This is a genomic window from Aureimonas fodinaquatilis (assembly GCF_008369445.1).
In the GTDB taxonomy this organism is placed as follows: domain Bacteria; phylum Pseudomonadota; class Alphaproteobacteria; order Rhizobiales; family Rhizobiaceae; genus Aureimonas; species Aureimonas fodinaquatilis.
Genome location: NZ_VTWH01000001.1, coordinates 1,199,418 through 1,215,649, shown reverse-complemented (window position 1 = coordinate 1,215,649; position 16,232 = coordinate 1,199,418). Strand labels below are relative to the sequence as shown.

The following is a 16,232-nucleotide window of genomic DNA, read 5'->3' as shown; positions in this document are numbered from 1 at the left end:
ATAGGCGCCGCCTTTGTTTTTATCGGTGCGTTGGTTACGGGTGTCATTTCCTGACATTCGGCAGCTATGCCAGGTGCTTCTCAATGACCGATAGGAGCCGGGCCTTTTAAAGCCCGGCTTTTTCGTGCGCCATTTCCACCTTCTCCACTCCGGCTGCCGCATCAGGCCGCAAGCCCAGAATATGGCAGATGGAATAGACAAGATCGGCCCGGTTCATCGTATAGAAATGGAAATCTGAAACACCGCGGCGGGTGAGATCCAGCACCTGCTCTGCACACACCGCCGCAGCAACATGAGAGCGGGTTTGCGGATCATTTTCCAGCCCCTCGAAGCGCTGAGCCAGCCATTGTGGAATTGATGCGCCAATGCTGGAACAGAACCGGCTGATTTTGGTGAAATCGTGGATCGGCACAATGCCGGGAACTATGGGAATGTAGATGCCGGCCCGGCGAACGCGCTCGACATAACGCTCATAAAGTTCATTGTCGAAAAAGAACTGCGTGATCGCGCGCGTAGCGCCATTGTCCACTTTGCGCTTCAGCAAATCGATGTCTGTGGCAAAGTCCGGGCTTTCAGGGTGCTTTTCCGGATAGGCGGAAACTGAAATCTCGAAGTCCGGGTCAATGGATTTCAGTCCAGCCGTCAACTCCGCACCGTTGCGATAGCCATCGGCCCGAGCGACAAAATCGGCACCCGCACCATTCTGGCTGTCGCCACGCAGAGCCACGAAATGGCGAACGCCTGTCTGGCGGTACTGCCGAACAACCTCGTCAACTTCTTCGCGTGAGGCGTCGACGCAGGTCAGATGCGCCGCCGGTGCCAGTGCGGTTTCCTGCAAAATCCGGCTGACAGTGTGGTGTGTGCGCTCTCGCGTGGAGCCACCTGCCCCATAGGTCACTGAAACGAACGCGGGGGAAAGAGGCGCAAGCCGCTGAACTGCATTCCATAGCGATTCTTCCATCGCAGGTGATTTTGGCGGGAAGAACTCGAACGAAACTCGAATTGCCGGCTTGCGAATGCTTGTGTCGGACATAATCTCTTTCCTGTCAGGCAAGTTGCGCTGAGCGCAGATGCTCGCCCGGCAATGCGTTGGCCGGTTTGCGCGCCAGCGCAATTAGCACGGTCAGTTCTTCGCCGGTTTTTCCAGCGGGTGGCAATGTTTGCCCGGCTTCCAAAGCCAGCCCGGCACCTTCAAAATACCCGTTCAAGGTTTCATCGCTGAAGCCAAGGCGCAAATGCGCATGGTCGGTGCGCAGAAACTCGCAATCATGCGGGGCAAAATCGACAATCACCAACCGACCGCCGGGGCTCAGCACTGACGCCGCTTCCCTTATCGCATTGGCGGGATCGTCCAGGTAATGCAAAACCTGGTGCAGGGTTATGAGGTCGAACTTTCCGCCATCCGCTGGCAGATGATATGCGCTTCCCTGACGAACGGTAACATGTGAGTAATTGCTGCTGTCCAGCTTGGCGCGGGCAATTGCCAGCATCTCGCGAGAAGCATCGATGCCCAGCGCGCGCGCTGACGCCGGGGCCAGCAGTTCCAGCATGCGCCCGGTACCGGTACCAACATCCAGCAGTGCACCATAGGGCTCATCACCCAGAACCGCCTGCAACGCTTTCTCCGTTTCAGCATCCGGAACATGCATGGAGCGAATTCTGTCCCACTGCGCCGCATTGCTGGCGAAATAGTCCGCTGCGCGCTCTGCACGCTCGCGCCGCACCAGTTCCAGCCGCTCGGCATCTCTGGTCAACATCGGGTCCAACAGGTCAAGCGTTGGCAAAATGCATTGCACAAGCCCGGCCGCTGCGCCATCATCCAGCCGGAAGTAGGCCCACGCCCCTTCCTGATAGCGGCTGATAACCCGCGCTTCGGATAGCAACTTCAAATGACGGGAAATGCGCGGTTGCGACTGACCCAGAATTGTCACCATATCACTGACCGTCAAATCGCCCTGCGACAACAGAAGAACCAGACGCAGCCGCGTCGGCTCACCCACTGCCTTCAACAGATCGACACATTCAGTAAATGGCAGCATGGCCTTCACGATTCACCGCGAATAAGATAGACATAAGGATATGTTTATATGACGCGACTGGTTTGAGCAAGGTCCATTGAAATGGCAACAAACAGACAGAAGGCTATCGACCGGGCGCTCACCCTCACCATTCCGCGTGTGCCATTTTATGATGCGGAGGCCATTCGGGAAGCTGCAAAAGCCCCGCACCTGCGCGACATGCCGCCAGCCCAGGCTCTATGGTTGGCGGCCATAGCTCATATTCGCCATCAGCACACGGATTACGATACGCTGCGGGACGAGGGTTATGGCAGGGACGAGGCCCTGTTCTTTGTGCTGGATGGAATTAACGAAGTGCTGGACGATTGGGGTGCAACCCGCCACCTGACGTCCCAGCCGGAGCATCAGGCGGCCGATGAAGCCGATGAGTGACTGCCGCCCTGTTACAGGTCGGCTTTTGCTTTTGGCCTGCGGTTTTCCGGCTTGAAGGTCGCCACTCGGTAAATGTAAAGCAGCACAATGCCGATAACGACAATATTGGAAACCGGCCCGACATAACCATCTATCAGCTCGTAATTCTGGCCCATGATGTAGCCGGAAAATGCCAGAAATGACGTCCAGATCAAACTGCCGATGGTCGAGAACAAGAGAAAGGCTGGCATTGGCATTTGCGCAAGCCCGGCAGGTACGGAAATAAGGGTGCGGACAGTGGGCACCAGCCTGCCGAGGAAAACGGCCCAGTAGCCGTAGCGGCGAAACCAGCGATCAGCCGCTCGCACATCAGACGCCGACATAGTCATCCACCGGCCAAATTTGTCTGAAAGCCGGATAATGCGATCTTCGCCAAAGAAATACCCAAGATAGTACCAGGGCAGAATGCCGAGCACAGTGCCAACAGTGCCGGCAAAGATGACAGTGATGATGGACATCTGCCCCATTGCGGCCTGATAGCCAGCCAAAGGCATGATGATTTCCGACGGGATAGGCGGAAAGATATTCTCCAGAAACATCAGAAGTCCGATGCCGAACGCACCGTAATTTTCCATCAGGCTTCGAACGAACTCATCCATCGGGGCTTTTCCTTTTGGCGCATTCGCATGTTGTGAAGCGCCAATTGCTTCAGAGCATGTCCTGTTGAAACGGCACTGTTTTCAACGCCAGGACAATGCGGCAAAAACGAAGAGTAAGAGCGTTCGGATGAATGAGACATCACCTGAACGCTCCTGTGAAATCACCCCTGTAAAGCATGCAGGCTGAAGTTAAAACTGTGCCGTGCGCCATATCGGACGCACGGCACGGAAAATTGACATTGCAAACAGCGCGACGACCGGATCAGCCAAGCAATACGGTGCTAGTAACGCCGGCTTCAAGGTAGACAACTGCCGGCATCGTGGTGCTGGTGATCACATTATACATTGTCCCGCCGACGTCCTCTTGCGACATGCCGACAGACCACAATGCATCATTGCTGAAATCAACCATATCGCCGGAGTTGCCATCAACAAACAGCGTCTTAGTGCCGGCGCTATCATTGCCAACCATACTGCGAAGGCTTTGCGCATCCAGAATCAGCATGTTGTCTCCGGAACCGGTAAGATCGATTTTCTCTATGCTGCTGATACGGCTGCCGCCATTTGGATTTTCCTGCCCCTGGAAAGCAAGTTGGGTCAAATCCAACACCATACCGGAGCCCTGCAGTGTGATCGTGTCGTTGCCAGCGCCACCATCAATGCGTGCTAACCGTCCGCCGCTAACCGTATCACCCAGAGCTGCGCGCATGGCTTCCCCAATGATGAAATTGTCATCTCCCAGTCCACCATAGGCTATGCTTGCACCCGTCAGTTGAACACTGTCGTTACCAGCTCCCGCCACAATGGTTCTGGAATTGCCACCGTCAGTTAGGCTGTCAGCAGCATCCGTTCCGGTTTCGGTAACATGAGTGGCGTTAAACGCGCCTGTGGTGTTGCCAAAAATAACGTAGGTGCGCCCGGCGCCGCCGACAGCATCCTTGGCTGTTACCACCAGATCTGCAAAACCATCGCCGTTGACATCGCCACCAGCGGCAACTGCAAATCCGCTGTGGTCTCCGGAAACTTCACCAATAATGGCGAACCCGCCCTCTCCCGCGGCAATCGTTTCCAACTCCACCGCAGAATTGTCAGTTTTTCCGAAGACGACATAGGTCATGCCTTTGCCGGTATTGGTATCTTTCCCATCACCAAAGGCACCAATCAGCAAATCCGAAAAACCGTCTCCGTTGACATCACCTGCCACGGAGACGCTAAAGCCTGCATATGACAAGTCATCAGTGCGGGTAATGACAAACCCGCCCGTGCCAGCCGCCACATCAGCCAGGTCAATGTTCATGTTGGACGTTTTGCCAAACACGACATATGACCGACCGGCAAAAGCACCATATGCAGGTGCAGTCACCACAATATCAGCAAAACCATCGCCATTGACATCGCCGGCATAGGCGACTGTGTGGCCGCTGCCATAGTCGCCGCTTTCACCAATAATCGCAAAGCCGCCCGCACCAGCTGCCAGGTCTGCTGCCAGCGTACTGGTTGGGCTGGCACGACCAAACATGACGTAAGAACGGCCCTGCTGATCTGAGTAACCCGGCGCACCAATCAACAGATCTGCATAACCGTCGCCATTGATATCTCCGCCAGCCGACACGCTGTAGCCAAGCCCGTCACCGGCAAAGCCCGATCCATTGCCGGCAGTTTCCCCATCAATCACAAAGCCGCCATTGCCAAGAGCAACATCTTCCAGACTCACCGTGTCCAGATTGCTCTTGCCGAACACGATGTAGCTGCGGCCTCTTCCGCTGCTGGTGCCATTTGCGCCAACCAGTATATCCAGATAACCATCGCCGTTAACGTCGCCTGCGCCGGCAACACTGTAGCCGACCAGCCCGTTGGCCTCTGAGCTCGAAATGTAAAAGCCCCGACTGTTGGTGCCGAAATCCTTCATCTCGATCGTCGAGTTCGAGCTGCCGCCGAAGGCAACATAAACCATGCCGGCTTTTCCGTTGTATTCGGATGCGCCGATGATCACATCGTCATAACCATCGCCATTCACATCTCCGGCAAAGGCGACGGACTGGCCAGTCATATCGCCAACATTTTCGCCCATCAGCACAATACCGCCCTGACCGCCAGAAAGGTCGCCAGCAGTCACTGCATTGTTGTTGGCTTTGCCCCAGACGATATATGAACGCCCAAGCGTCCCGGTTCCTCCAGGCGCGCCGATAAGAATATCGCTCAGCCCATCGCCGTTAAAATCTCCGACGCCCGCTACGCTGTAGCCGCTGTTATGTCCTGCAGAGCCGGTTATGGCAAAGCCGCCAATGCCGTTGGCAATGTCTGTCAGATAGATTGGCGCCGGCTGGGTATCGAAGCCCCAAACGCCTTGTGCCAGCCCGGCAAATTCGTTGCCCGCAACGTCTCTTACGGCATCGGCACCGATCGTCACCTCATAGCGCACTCCAGCAATCAGGTCGCTTGTCGGATTGATGGTCAACCGGTCGCCGCTGATCGTGACCTGACTTGTGTCGCTTGCCACAAATGTCAGTGTCTGCGATCCGGACGTCAGTGTAATCATCCCGCTTCCGGCGATGATGGACTCGCTGAATGTCAGAACAATGTTGGCACTGGCCACGAGTTTGGCAGTCAGTGTTTGCGTGGTGAATTCCGGTGCAACCGTGTCCAGCACAAAAGAGGACGTTGCAGCAGTGCTGACATTGCCGGCAGCATCAGAGGCAATTGCGGATATTTGCACCGTGCCATCGCCCAGCGCTGCGATATCCTCATTTGTCAAAGCAATATGCTGACCCTCAAAGCCGTTCTCGACGGTTTTGACAACGCTGTTGGACCCACGCGTGAATGTCACAGTAATTGAAGCCTGCGTGTCGGTTGAGACAGCCACCACATGAGCAAGCACTTCCGCGGCTGTTCCGCCTCCTGACAGGTCGTTGCCCAGCGACAGATCCGGCGCATTTTCACTTGTGTCGATGTTGAAAGCGATTTCGCCAATGTCACTGCGGTTGCCCACAGCATCGGTTGCCGTAGCGGAAACATCCACCGGGCCATCGCCCAGTCGCTCCAGATCATCCTCAGTCAGCTTTACCAGCCCGGGTTCACTGCCAACCAGAACAGTTTTCAACACTGTGCCGTTCTGACCAACAATGATGACAGAAACGGTAGACCCGGCCTCTGCAAATACCCGCATGACGCCGGTTTCCTGCAAAGCTTCGGTACGGGTGGCGCCATTTTCAATATTGGATATCAGTTCAAGAACTGGCGCTTCCGGCGCCAGATCCAGTACAAAGCTGGTTGTTGCAGCAGGCCCAGCTTTGCCAGCCATGGTACGGCCCGTGGCAGTTACCGTTACCGTCCCCTCGCCCAGCTTTTCCAGATCATCCTCTGTCAGCCGCACAGCCTGCGCCGTGCCATAGCTGGTAAAGGATTTTGTCACAGCTTCCTTGCCCTGAAAAACAACCGTGACTGTTTCACCAAAGCCGCCGGTCACGCGCACCGCACCGCCGGACTGCATTGCCGAAGATTCTGATGTCCGCTCACCCACACCGGTGCCAAACACAATTGTCGGCGCAACCTGAACCGCGTCATCATCGCCATCGTCTGTGGCAGAGTCTGCACCTCTGGAGCTGGAACCACCCAGTGCAGCACCAACCGCACCCCCAGCGGCACCTAGGCCTGCAAGCCAGCCAAGGCTGGGCGGCACCGAAATACCCTGCAGCAGAAAAGCCCCGCTCAGAACTTCGTATTGCGCGGCGAAGCTGCTGGACAGACCCTGCAGCGCGCTCCAATCACCGGAAAAATGAATGAGGCGGCTGCCATCGGCCCCGATTTGAATTGCCGACGTTGTGCGGTCAATAACGAACACGCCGCCATCTTTTCCAGCCAGTTCCACAAAGGCATTTGTGCTGTAAAATCCGTCCAGAACAACCTGGCCACCATTATCGGCCATCAGGACCAGATCAGCGGCATCCCCGGCTTCAGTTGCAACGGCCACCACCTCACCGACATTCTCATCGACCATATAGGGCGGCCGTTTGACCAGACGAAAGCGTTGCCCCGCCTGTGGCTTGACGGTCACCTTCTGACCGGGCTCGACAGGGATCCGCACATTTCCATCAGTCAGGTAATATGTATCGCGGCTGGTTGACGAAAGCTGCCCAGCGGCATTTGCCGCGGTGTTTGACGCTCCGACCATAATCAGCTCCTAAGCTTTAAAAATCTTAGGGAGCATTATTCAAGCAATGATCTATCAGTCAAACAATTTTATATGTTTTATATATGACTTGCGTGGCTACTGCCGATTTTCTGAACGGGTGTGTCCGATCCGCCAGACAGGCCCGAAAGATTGACAGACACCGCTTCCTGCATGGCATCCGACAATTGCTCCATCGTGTAAGGCTTGGAAAGGACCGGCCATTCGTCCCAGGCACCTTCCAGTCCCGAGCGACCGTAGCCGGTCGTAAATACGAGCGGCACACCCTTGCCTCTGAGATATTGCGCGACCGGAAAAACTTTTTCGCCATTGATGTTCACATCAAGAACCGCAACGCTGATTGGCCCAACCTCCTGAACCATATCGCAGGCTCGCTGCAAGCGCATTGCCAGACCTACAACCTCGCACCCCAGATCAAAAAGCATGTCTTCCAACTGCATGGCGACAAGCGTTTCATCTTCTACAATAAAGACCCGCAGACCAGAACTGTGTGCTTCGTCATCCAACTGAGCCATCGGGTTTTCTCGCCTGCTGTTCTATTAAAAAATTCATCAAACAGGTAAATCCTGCCGCATTAAATTCGAAATCGACCTGACCACTCAATTCACCCTCAACAATTCGCCGAAGCATGCGGAGACCGAAGCCCGGCTCCGCACTGACGTTCTGTTCAAGGCCTCCAGTTTCACGCCACTCAACGTTCAAGCGGTTTGGAACTGCCTTATCCTCGCTCCATACAACGTGCAGACTGCCATTTGGTTGCGCCAGCGATCCATATTTTGCCGCATTTGCTCCCAACTCGTGAAATATCAGCGCAATCGCTATTGCCTCATTAGGGTCCAGCAGAATTTTCGGTCCGTCCAGCACAATAGAGTTGCTGTTGAAGGCCGACAGTTCCCGTTCAACCACGACTTGAAACTCTACCTGCTGCCAGTAACGCTCGCTCAGCACATCATGCGCGATCGATAGTGCACGTATGCGGGAGTCAAAATTCCTGCGAGCCTCCTCCGGCGGTTTACCACCAAACAGGCATTGCCGTCCGATCGACTGAACCGCAGAAAGAGTGTTCTTGACCCTGTGGTTCAACTCATCCAGCAGAAGGCGCTGCCGGCGGGATGCCTGTATGGCATCTGTCTGGTCTGTGGCCTGACCAAAGGTGCCGATGATTTCACCGGTTGAATCGCGAATGGGATGCAGCGAAATATCGACATACCGGTCGACGTGGCTGCCGTCCTCACTCAATTGCAATGGGATGTTCAAACCGCCAATGTGAAATGGCTGCCCGGTTTGATAAACCCGGTTGAACTCGGCCTCCAGCCCCATGCTTGTCAGCTCGGGAATAGCCTGTGCCAGAGTGCGCCCGACAAGCTCGCGCCCGGCAAGATATTTCACCAGAGTGTCGTTGGCGAAGGTGAAGACATGGGAGGCACCCTGAAATGCCGCAACCATGGCCGGTGCCTGCTGGAAATACCGCCGAAAGTCCGCATCTTTGCGCCGTTCAACTCCGCCAGACCCAAGCAGCGCATCATCTGGCCGAGCATCGGCATCGGGCAACAGATTGCTGAATGGCACAGTGACCGCGGCCCGCAGATGCGTTATTTCTGTCAGGTCAGTTACGCTGTGCAGCACGAAAGCGAGCTGTCCCGCCGCATCGAAAAGCGGCGTATGCACCACGCGCCAATAACGCTCGGCGGCTTCCATGCGCGGTTCACCGGCCTCTGCAATCGGGTAGAGAATGCTGTGTATCCGGTCTGGCTGGCCGGTGGAAACAACGGTCAGAAATGAGTTTCTGATCTGCCGAACGGCTGCTCCCCGCCCGGGAAACGCCTCAAAAAAATCCATTCCGGCCAAGTCTGTCGATGATCTGCCCGTTGCTGCCTCGTAAGCAGGATTTGCCGCGGCAACCCGCATATTTGTATCCAATACCAGATGCGGCGATGGAAGGGCTGCAAACAACTGGGCGAAATCAAGCCGGTTCATAAAATTTCCCGTTTGGGTGCACTGCTTGCATGAACAAGTAGCGGCAAGACAGTGCTCTTCGAGAAAATAACTGAATTAAATTTTTGAAATCTGAAGATGAGTGAAATGAAAGCCAGGCTAGCGGCGGCCCGGAGCATTGTTTTCCGGGCCGCCAGATGCATCAGCGGGTCAAGCGCTTGTAGGTCGGGCGCTTGGGATTAACCGATTCCGGACCAAGGCGACGGATCTTGTCCTGCTCATAATCTTCGAAGTTGCCCTCGAACCACTCGACATGGCTGTCACCTTCGAATGCCAGAATGTGGGTGGCAAGCCGGTCCAGGAACATGCGATCGTGGCTGATGACCACTGCGCAGCCCGCATATTCTTCCAACGCGTCTTCCAGTGCTGCCAGCGTTTCCGTGTCCAGATCGTTGGTCGGTTCGTCCAGCAGGATGACATTGGAACCTGATTTGAGCATTTTGGCCAGGTGCACGCGGTTGCGCTGACCACCCGAAAGAGTGCCAACCTTCTGCTGCTGGTCCGGACCCTTGAAATTGAAGTTCCCAACGTAAGCGCGGGAGTTCATTTCGTATTTGCCCAGCTTCATAATATCGACAGCGCCGGTGATTTCTTCCCAGACGTTTTTATCTGCATCAAGGTCGTCACGGCTCTGGTCAACATAGCCGAGATCCACTGTCTCACCGATTTTGATTTCGCCCGAGTCGGCTGTTTCCTGACCCGTCAGCATGCGAAACAGGGTGGATTTACCCGCGCCGTTCGGCCCGATAATCCCGACAATTCCACCTGCTGGCAGCTTGAACGAAAGATTCTCGATCAGAACCCGGTCGCCGTAGCTCTTGGTCAGATTCTCAATCTCGATGACCCGGTTGCCCAACCGTTCACCAGTCGGAATAACAATCTTGCCATCTGCCGGGCGACGATTTTCGGCCAGCTCAACCAACTCATTATAGGCTTTGATGCGGGCCTTGGACTTGGACTGCCGGGCTTTTGGCCCCTGCTGCATCCACTCCCGCTCACGGCTCAGGGCGCGCATTCGGCTGTCGGACTCACGCCCTTCCTGCTCCATCCGCTTGGACTTCTTTTCAAGGTAGGTCGAATAGTTGCCCTCGTAAGGCACACCCCGCCCACGATCGAGCTCCAGAATCCAGCCGGTGACATTGTCCAGGAAGTAGCGATCGTGCGTGATCATGAGGACAGAGCCTTCATATTCACGCAGGTGCTTTTCCAGCCAGGCTATGGTTTCGGCGTCCAGATGGTTGGTCGGCTCGTCCAGCAGCAGAATGTCCGGCTTGGCCAGAAGAAGCTGGCAAAGCGCAACGCGCCGCTTTTCACCGCCCGACAGCGGGGCCACAAGCGCATCACCCGGAGGGCAGCGCAGCGCATCCATCGCCATTTCGACCTGGCTTTCCAGATCCCAGAGATTCTGGCTGTCGATGATATCCTGAAGCTTGGCACCCTCTTCCGCCGTCTCGTCGGAATAGTTCATCATCAGTTCGTTGTAACGGTCCAGAATTGCCTTTTTATCAGCAACGCCCTCCATCACATTTTCGACGACCGTGCGCGACTCGTCCAGCTTGGGCTCCTGGGCCAGATAGCCAACTGTTGCGCCCTCCGCCGCCCAGGCCTCACCGGTAAATTCCTTATCCGTGCCCGCCATGATTCGCAGCAGCGTGGATTTACCGGCGCCGTTTGGGCCGAGAATGCCGATTTTTGCGTTTGGGTAGAAGGAGAGATTGATATTCTCCAATACCTTCTTGTTTCCGTAAGCCTTGGTAAGGTCGGACATGTGATAAATGAACTGGCGAGCCATGAGCCGTCCCGGATTTCCTGCAAGCTGGTGAACAAAGGCGCTGTGACCTGATATCTGCCCGAACAGAACCTGTTTCAGGCAAAAAATCAGCAGCGCATGTGAATTACGCCTCTATATGGCGAAGACAGGGCGAGAATGCAAAGGCTTGACGTGAAGCTCAATCCGTTCGATCCAGTCGCCATATGCGCCAGCCAGCAATCGGAACACGAGAATGATACGCCACATTGTTTTCTTCAGTGCACGTGACAAGGCCGACATTCCGGCGATTGTGGAGAAATTGAAAACACTGGGCACCATTCCTCACAGCACGCATTTTGAAGTGTGCATGAACGGGAAGGTGGACCCGATGGGCAATGATATCGACATCATCGTTTACGGTGAATTTGCCGATAGTGACGCGCTCGCCGCTTACAAGGCGCATCCGACTTACGCCGAATCAACCCGCACCGTGCGTCCGATGCGCGAGTTGCGCTATTCGGCAGATTACGAAATTCCTGACAAAGGTTGATGAAGGCCGCTGTTTTTTGGCCGGAGCATTTCTCGTTGAAACGGATACGTTTCAACGTAAGACAATGCGACCAAGCTAAAAATTGGCGCGTTACGGGTGATCAAATCAGCTGAAACGCGTCAAAGCATTTCTCTTTGAAACGGATTCGTTTCAACGCAAGACAATGCGACCAGACTAAAAATTGGCGCGTTCGGGCGATCAAATCACCTGATGCGCGCCTGCCCTGGTGCATCCACCTCTCCTTCGCGACAGCCCCATGCCTGCTGCGGTGCACTGGCAATCAGCCTTGCAAGCGGCTGGTCCTGCGAGATTTGCCCGGCGAGAGAAATCCGCAATTCGCGGATAAGGCGGCGATCGTCAACGGTGACACAATCCACAAGCACGCGGTCGCCTGCCCCACGACCAAAGGCATCGTCAAATGCCCGGCGGATTTGCCTGGATGATAGCGTGTTGCCGACATTGCGCACAAAAAGCTCGCCCACCAGTGACTCGTTCAACTGGTTGATCAGGCGGGCGGCACTGTTGAAGTAAACGTCTGGCTGCAGGCCCGAGCAGGAGCCGTGCTTGACCCACTGGTGCCGGTCCAGCCCCGATTCCACACCGGGCATGACATGCGCCAGGTTGCGCGCTGCAGAGCGTGAAAGCTCGACGGCTGGCAAGCGACTCCAACGCCCTGCTTCATCCGCTGATCTGACTCTGTCCGGCACGTTGCAATATTGCCCGGCTTGCTGTGGCCACAAACCATGAAGCGCGAAGCTCAATGGTGAATCGCCGCCGCTGCATTCACGCATATCAGGGCGTGTTTCGCAAAAGCTGGCATGCCAGTTGGCCGCCAGAACAAACTCTTCGACTTCTGGTTGTGATGCGTCGATGTCAGGAACGGCTCGTCGCGCCTCCTGCGTGCTGTCTGGCTGGCTGCCGACACGCCCGCAGCCATATGGCACCCAGCGGCGTTCCGGCTCTGCACCCGGCACAAGAATAAGGTAATGGCTGCCCGGTACAGAGTTTCTACCCAGCAATTGGTAGGATTGTCCGGCGGCAACGGTGACATTTCCCGGGTTTGGCCCGCCTTCCCTGATGGCGGAAGGCGCGGCACAAGTTGCTTCAGCAACAAAGGTGCCCGTCATTGGCACCTGTGCATTTGCAGGCAAAATTGTCAGGACAAACGCCGCAAGCGTGATAAGAACTCGTTTCATGTCGTGAACCATAAAACAGTTTACGCAAAAGTGTGTAACGCTTTTGGTGGGATTGTGCCGGGCATCGACACAGTTGAAAGCTCCTTTGTCACCCTCACGGTCTATGCGATAATTTCATGTTTGACAGCACCGAGACTCTGACATCTGCCACGGGGGCGCGGCTCGCGGTTCGCTGGACCATGGCTACAGGCAGGCCCCGCGCCATTATGCTGGTTATGCATGGGCTGGCAGAGCACAGCGGCCGCTATCACGCATTTGCCGACTGGCTGTCGAAGCGCGGCTTTCACGCCTACGCAGCGGATCACCGCGGCCATGGTGCAACGACTGCGATTGACGCCCCTCCCAGGCAGTTTGCCCGCAAAGATGGGGTGCAGGCAGTTGTTCGCGACTGGCAATCTGTGAGAGCGCTGGCGTTGAGCAGGCACGGCGCACTGCCAGTCCTTATTTTCGGCCATTCCATGGGCGGGCTGCTGGCGCTGAATTATGCCATATCGCACAGCCATGACATGGCGGGGCTGTGCCTGTGGAACTGCAATTTCGATGTTGGTCCGCAGGAACATCTTGCGCGGATAGCATTGAAGGCGGAGCAGGGTTTGAAAGGGTCGGACGTTGCAAGCGGCCTGTTGCGGCGCGCAACATTTGAAAGCTGGCGAAACAGCGTTTCCCCAAGACAGACTGACTTTGACTGGTTGAGCCACGACAGAGATGCCGTTGCTGCCTACATTGCCGATCCGCATTGCGGGTGGACGGCCACAAACTCCATGGCACAGAACCTGCTGCAGATGGTCATGACGGGAGGCCGGCAAAAATCGCTGGCATGCCTGCCGGCAGGATTGCCCATTCACCTGCTTGCGGGCACTGCCGACCCGGTCACAGAGCAAGGTGGCTCAATGCAAAGGCTGGCGGAAAAACTGCAGCATTGCGGACAAAAAAACCTGACGCTGGAACTGATATCCGGCGCCAGGCACGAAACATTGAATGAGTTGCCAGCCTATCGCGATGCGGCGCTGCAATCACTGGGCCAATGGCTGAAAAAAGCCACCGGCTGAAAAATCAGCTTTCCACACCGTAGGAAAGATCATCGCCGAGGTTGCAAACCGAGTAACACAGCTCCAGAGCGACGTTTTCATAGGAATGGATCACACGTTCCAGATGCAGCACGGGTGCGCCTTGTGAAATTCCGAGTGCCGCAGCATCGTCCGCGGACGCAAGAGCCGGGGTAATCCGCTCTGATTTGCGGGTGGCCAAACCATTAGCCGCCCAACCACCCTCGGCAAGGCTTCGCAATTTGTCCTGCGGCATGGATTTGCGCGAGGCATCGCACGGGATGAACACTGTCTCTTTCAGAACCAGACGGCCCTTGAATTTACGGTTGCGCTCGAAGCGCAGCACCGTTGATTTGTCAGTCAGACCGAGCGCGGTGGAAACCTCCGGTCGGGCTTTCTGCAATTCGGCATTTTCAACTTCAGTGCTCAAAACGGCCTTCTCGCCCGTTTCATCCAGAATGTTGGAAAACCGCGATTGCATGCTTTCGGAGCTTAAATCGGCAACAATCGTGCCGCGGCCCTGCTGGCGCTCCAGAAGAGCATATTCGGCAAGCACGTCGAAAGCCTTGCGCACAGTACCGATGCTGATGCCAAGCGAGCGGGCAATGTCAGACTCGTTCTCGATGATCTGCCCCGGCGCCCACTGACGCGACACAATGCGCGTTATAAACTCATCCGCAACCTGTTGGTACAGCGGTCGAATGTTAAACTGCTTGATCGCAGGCATGGCGGGCAACTCCCTCAATATTCGAATTTGTAACTTATGATATGCATTAATTGCTATAAAAAATCAACCTCTAATTGAATATTTATGGTTGTGTTGCGACGGAAATCTGCTTGACAGAAAAAGTTACGTCGCCTTAGCAACTACGCCGTTTAAACGTTTCAAGACTGCTCGGCAATGGGCATGTCCACCCGCAGCGTTACACAAGCTTGAATGAGCAAGGCGCTGCAAATACAAATGAATTCCCTAGAGCAATATCCTTTATCCATTTAACTGCCGCAGAATATTAGCAAGAGGATTACATCTAGCTCACGGTTGATCTATGTCAAACTTTCGAGTGAGACTCAACCACTTAAGCGTGTGGTTTTCGGGGTTCTCAGAGGCCACTATGTCGCGAACAACCGCCGCGCAGGTTGCTCCATGCCGAAATACTTCGGGCGCTCTGTCCAGGGTAATGCCGCCAATTGCAACCAGTGGCAGCGCTCCAATTTGCCTGCGCCACTCCGCAAGTCGTTGTGGCGTCTGGGGTTCCCACGGCATGACCTTCAATTGCGTTGGCCAGATTGGTCCCAGCGCCACGTAATCGGGCGCGACCGAGAGCGCCGTTTCCAACTCGTCTTGACTGTGAGTTGAAAGCCCGAACCGCATATTGGCGCGTCGAATTGCCGCAAGATCGGCGGTCTCCAGATCTTCCTGCCCTATGTGGATAAAATCGCAATCCTCTTCCAGCGCAATCTGCCAGTGATCATTGATCACAAGTTGACAATTGCCGTTCAGGCAAATCTCTCTGGCTTCCTGGATTTCTCGCCTCAGCAGCGGCAGTTCCATATCCTTGATGCGCAGTTGGATGAGCTTGGCCCCCACCCCGACCAGACGCTTCACCCATTGGGCGCTGTCCACTACCGGATAAAACGGATCAAGCTTTGTCATGTGAAGGCACGCCCCAGAACCGGTGTTGATGCTTGCGCAAGATTGCGCGGCTCGATGGCCCCGGCTTCAAAGGCCAGTCGACCGGCCTTCACAGCCAGGGCAAAGGCCGATGCCATAGCAGCGGGATCAGCGGCGCGGGCAATTGCAGTGTTCAAGAGCACTCCGTCATAGCCTAGCTCCATGGCCGCACTGGCATGCGATGGTACGCCCAGCCCCGCATCAACAATCAGGGTCAAATCCGGAAAACGGTTGCGCAGTGCTTGCAGGCCATGCCGGTTGTTCAAACCGAGGCCCGAACCAATCGGCGCGCCCCAGGGCATCAGGACGCTGCATCCGCATTGCACCAGCCGCTCACAGACGCTCAAATCTTCCGTTGTGTAGGGCAGAACCTCAAACCCATCGCGGCACAGTATTTCAGCCGCCTCCACCAGCCCGTACACATCCGGCTGCAAGGTTTGCGCATCGGCAATGACCTCCAGCTTGATCAGGTTGGTGCCAAACACTTCCCGGGCCATTTGTGCAGTGGTTACAGCTTCTTTGACACTGTAGCAGCCCGCAGTGTTGGGCAGAACATCGAAGCCCAGTTCATTGATCAGCGACCAGAATGCCGCGCCGGCCTTGTCAGCCGCCGCCTCCCGGCGCAGTGAAACGGTGACCAGTGCTGGCTCGGCCGCCCGCAAGGCGTTCTGCAGAACAATGGGTGATGGATATTGCGCTGTGCCCACCATCAGGCGGGATTCATAGCGCCGGTTATAAATCTGCAC

At 55.7% G+C, this 16,232-nt stretch carries 14 protein-coding genes; 3 read left to right on the top strand and 11 right to left on the bottom strand.

Going from position 1 to position 16,232, the window contains the following annotated elements:
- Positions 1-106: 106 nt before the first annotated feature.
- Both metF and FPY71_RS05660 read right to left on the bottom strand, forming a co-directional pair.
- Complete coding sequence (metF, locus tag FPY71_RS05665; RefSeq protein ID WP_149298399.1) at positions 107-1,033, bottom strand: methylenetetrahydrofolate reductase [NAD(P)H]; 927 nt, start codon at positions 1,031-1,033, stop codon at positions 107-109.
- A gap of 13 nt (positions 1,034-1,046) precedes the next feature.
- Complete coding sequence (locus FPY71_RS05660; protein ID WP_149298397.1) at positions 1,047-2,039, bottom strand: ArsR/SmtB family transcription factor; 993 nt, start codon at positions 2,037-2,039, stop codon at positions 1,047-1,049.
- A gap of 81 nt (positions 2,040-2,120) precedes the next feature.
- Between FPY71_RS05660 and FPY71_RS05655 the strand changes: the two genes are divergently transcribed.
- Positions 2,121-2,450, top strand: a complete 330-nt coding sequence (locus FPY71_RS05655; protein WP_425457858.1) for a DUF2293 domain-containing protein — start codon at positions 2,121-2,123, stop codon at positions 2,448-2,450.
- A gap of 11 nt (positions 2,451-2,461) precedes the next feature.
- Here the strand turns inward: FPY71_RS05655 and FPY71_RS05650 are convergent, their stop codons facing one another.
- From FPY71_RS05650 to ettA, 5 genes are all read right to left on the bottom strand, one after another.
- The gene (locus FPY71_RS05650; protein ID WP_149298394.1) at positions 2,462-3,088 is read right to left on the bottom strand and encodes a DedA family protein; all 627 of its coding nucleotides are present in this window, start codon (positions 3,086-3,088) and stop codon (positions 2,462-2,464) included.
- Positions 3,089-3,350: 262 nt separating this feature from the next.
- Positions 3,351-7,259 (bottom strand): Ig-like domain-containing protein, encoded by a 3,909-nt coding sequence (locus FPY71_RS05645; RefSeq protein ID WP_149298392.1) that lies wholly within the window; start codon positions 7,257-7,259, stop codon positions 3,351-3,353.
- A 77-nt stretch (positions 7,260-7,336) separates the two neighbouring features.
- Complete coding sequence (locus tag FPY71_RS05640) at positions 7,337-7,792, bottom strand: response regulator (protein ID WP_149298390.1); 456 nt, start codon at positions 7,790-7,792, stop codon at positions 7,337-7,339.
- Positions 7,776-9,254, bottom strand: a complete 1,479-nt coding sequence (locus FPY71_RS05635; protein ID WP_149298388.1) for a sensor histidine kinase — start codon at positions 9,252-9,254, stop codon at positions 7,776-7,778. The genes FPY71_RS05640 and FPY71_RS05635 overlap by 17 nt, the downstream gene beginning before the upstream one ends.
- Positions 9,255-9,414: 160 nt before the next feature.
- The gene (gene ettA, locus FPY71_RS05630) at positions 9,415-11,064 is read right to left on the bottom strand and encodes an energy-dependent translational throttle protein EttA (RefSeq protein ID WP_149298386.1); all 1,650 of its coding nucleotides are present in this window, start codon (positions 11,062-11,064) and stop codon (positions 9,415-9,417) included.
- A gap of 211 nt (positions 11,065-11,275) precedes the next feature.
- On the opposite strand from ettA, the gene FPY71_RS05625 reads away from it, so the two are divergent.
- Positions 11,276-11,572 carry a Dabb family protein gene (locus FPY71_RS05625; RefSeq protein WP_149298384.1) on the top strand — a complete coding sequence of 99 codons (297 nt, stop codon included), beginning with the start codon at positions 11,276-11,278 and terminating at the stop codon, positions 11,570-11,572.
- A gap of 203 nt (positions 11,573-11,775) precedes the next feature.
- Here the strand turns inward: FPY71_RS05625 and FPY71_RS05620 are convergent, their stop codons facing one another.
- Positions 11,776-12,768 (bottom strand): ribonuclease T2 family protein, encoded by a 993-nt coding sequence (locus FPY71_RS05620; protein ID WP_188052219.1) that lies wholly within the window; start codon positions 12,766-12,768, stop codon positions 11,776-11,778.
- A 116-nt stretch (positions 12,769-12,884) separates the two neighbouring features.
- On the opposite strand from FPY71_RS05620, the gene FPY71_RS05615 reads away from it, so the two are divergent.
- Positions 12,885-13,817, top strand: coding sequence for an alpha/beta fold hydrolase (locus tag FPY71_RS05615; protein WP_149298380.1), 933 nt, complete (start codon positions 12,885-12,887; stop codon positions 13,815-13,817).
- 4 nt (positions 13,818-13,821) lie between these two features.
- On the opposite strand, the gene FPY71_RS05610 is transcribed toward FPY71_RS05615, so the two are convergent.
- The 3 genes from FPY71_RS05610 to FPY71_RS05600 all read right to left on the bottom strand — a co-directional run bounded on the left by FPY71_RS05610 (position 13,822) and on the right by FPY71_RS05600 (position 16,232).
- Complete coding sequence (locus FPY71_RS05610; protein WP_149298378.1) at positions 13,822-14,541, bottom strand: GntR family transcriptional regulator; 720 nt, start codon at positions 14,539-14,541, stop codon at positions 13,822-13,824.
- A gap of 306 nt (positions 14,542-14,847) precedes the next feature.
- Positions 14,848-15,468, bottom strand: a complete 621-nt coding sequence (locus FPY71_RS05605; protein ID WP_149298376.1) for a thiamine phosphate synthase — start codon at positions 15,466-15,468, stop codon at positions 14,848-14,850.
- On the bottom strand, positions 15,465-16,232 hold the full coding sequence (locus FPY71_RS05600) for a thiazole synthase (RefSeq protein ID WP_149298374.1): 768 nt from the start codon (positions 16,230-16,232) through the stop codon (positions 15,465-15,467). Before FPY71_RS05600 ends, FPY71_RS05605 begins: the two co-directional genes overlap by 4 nt.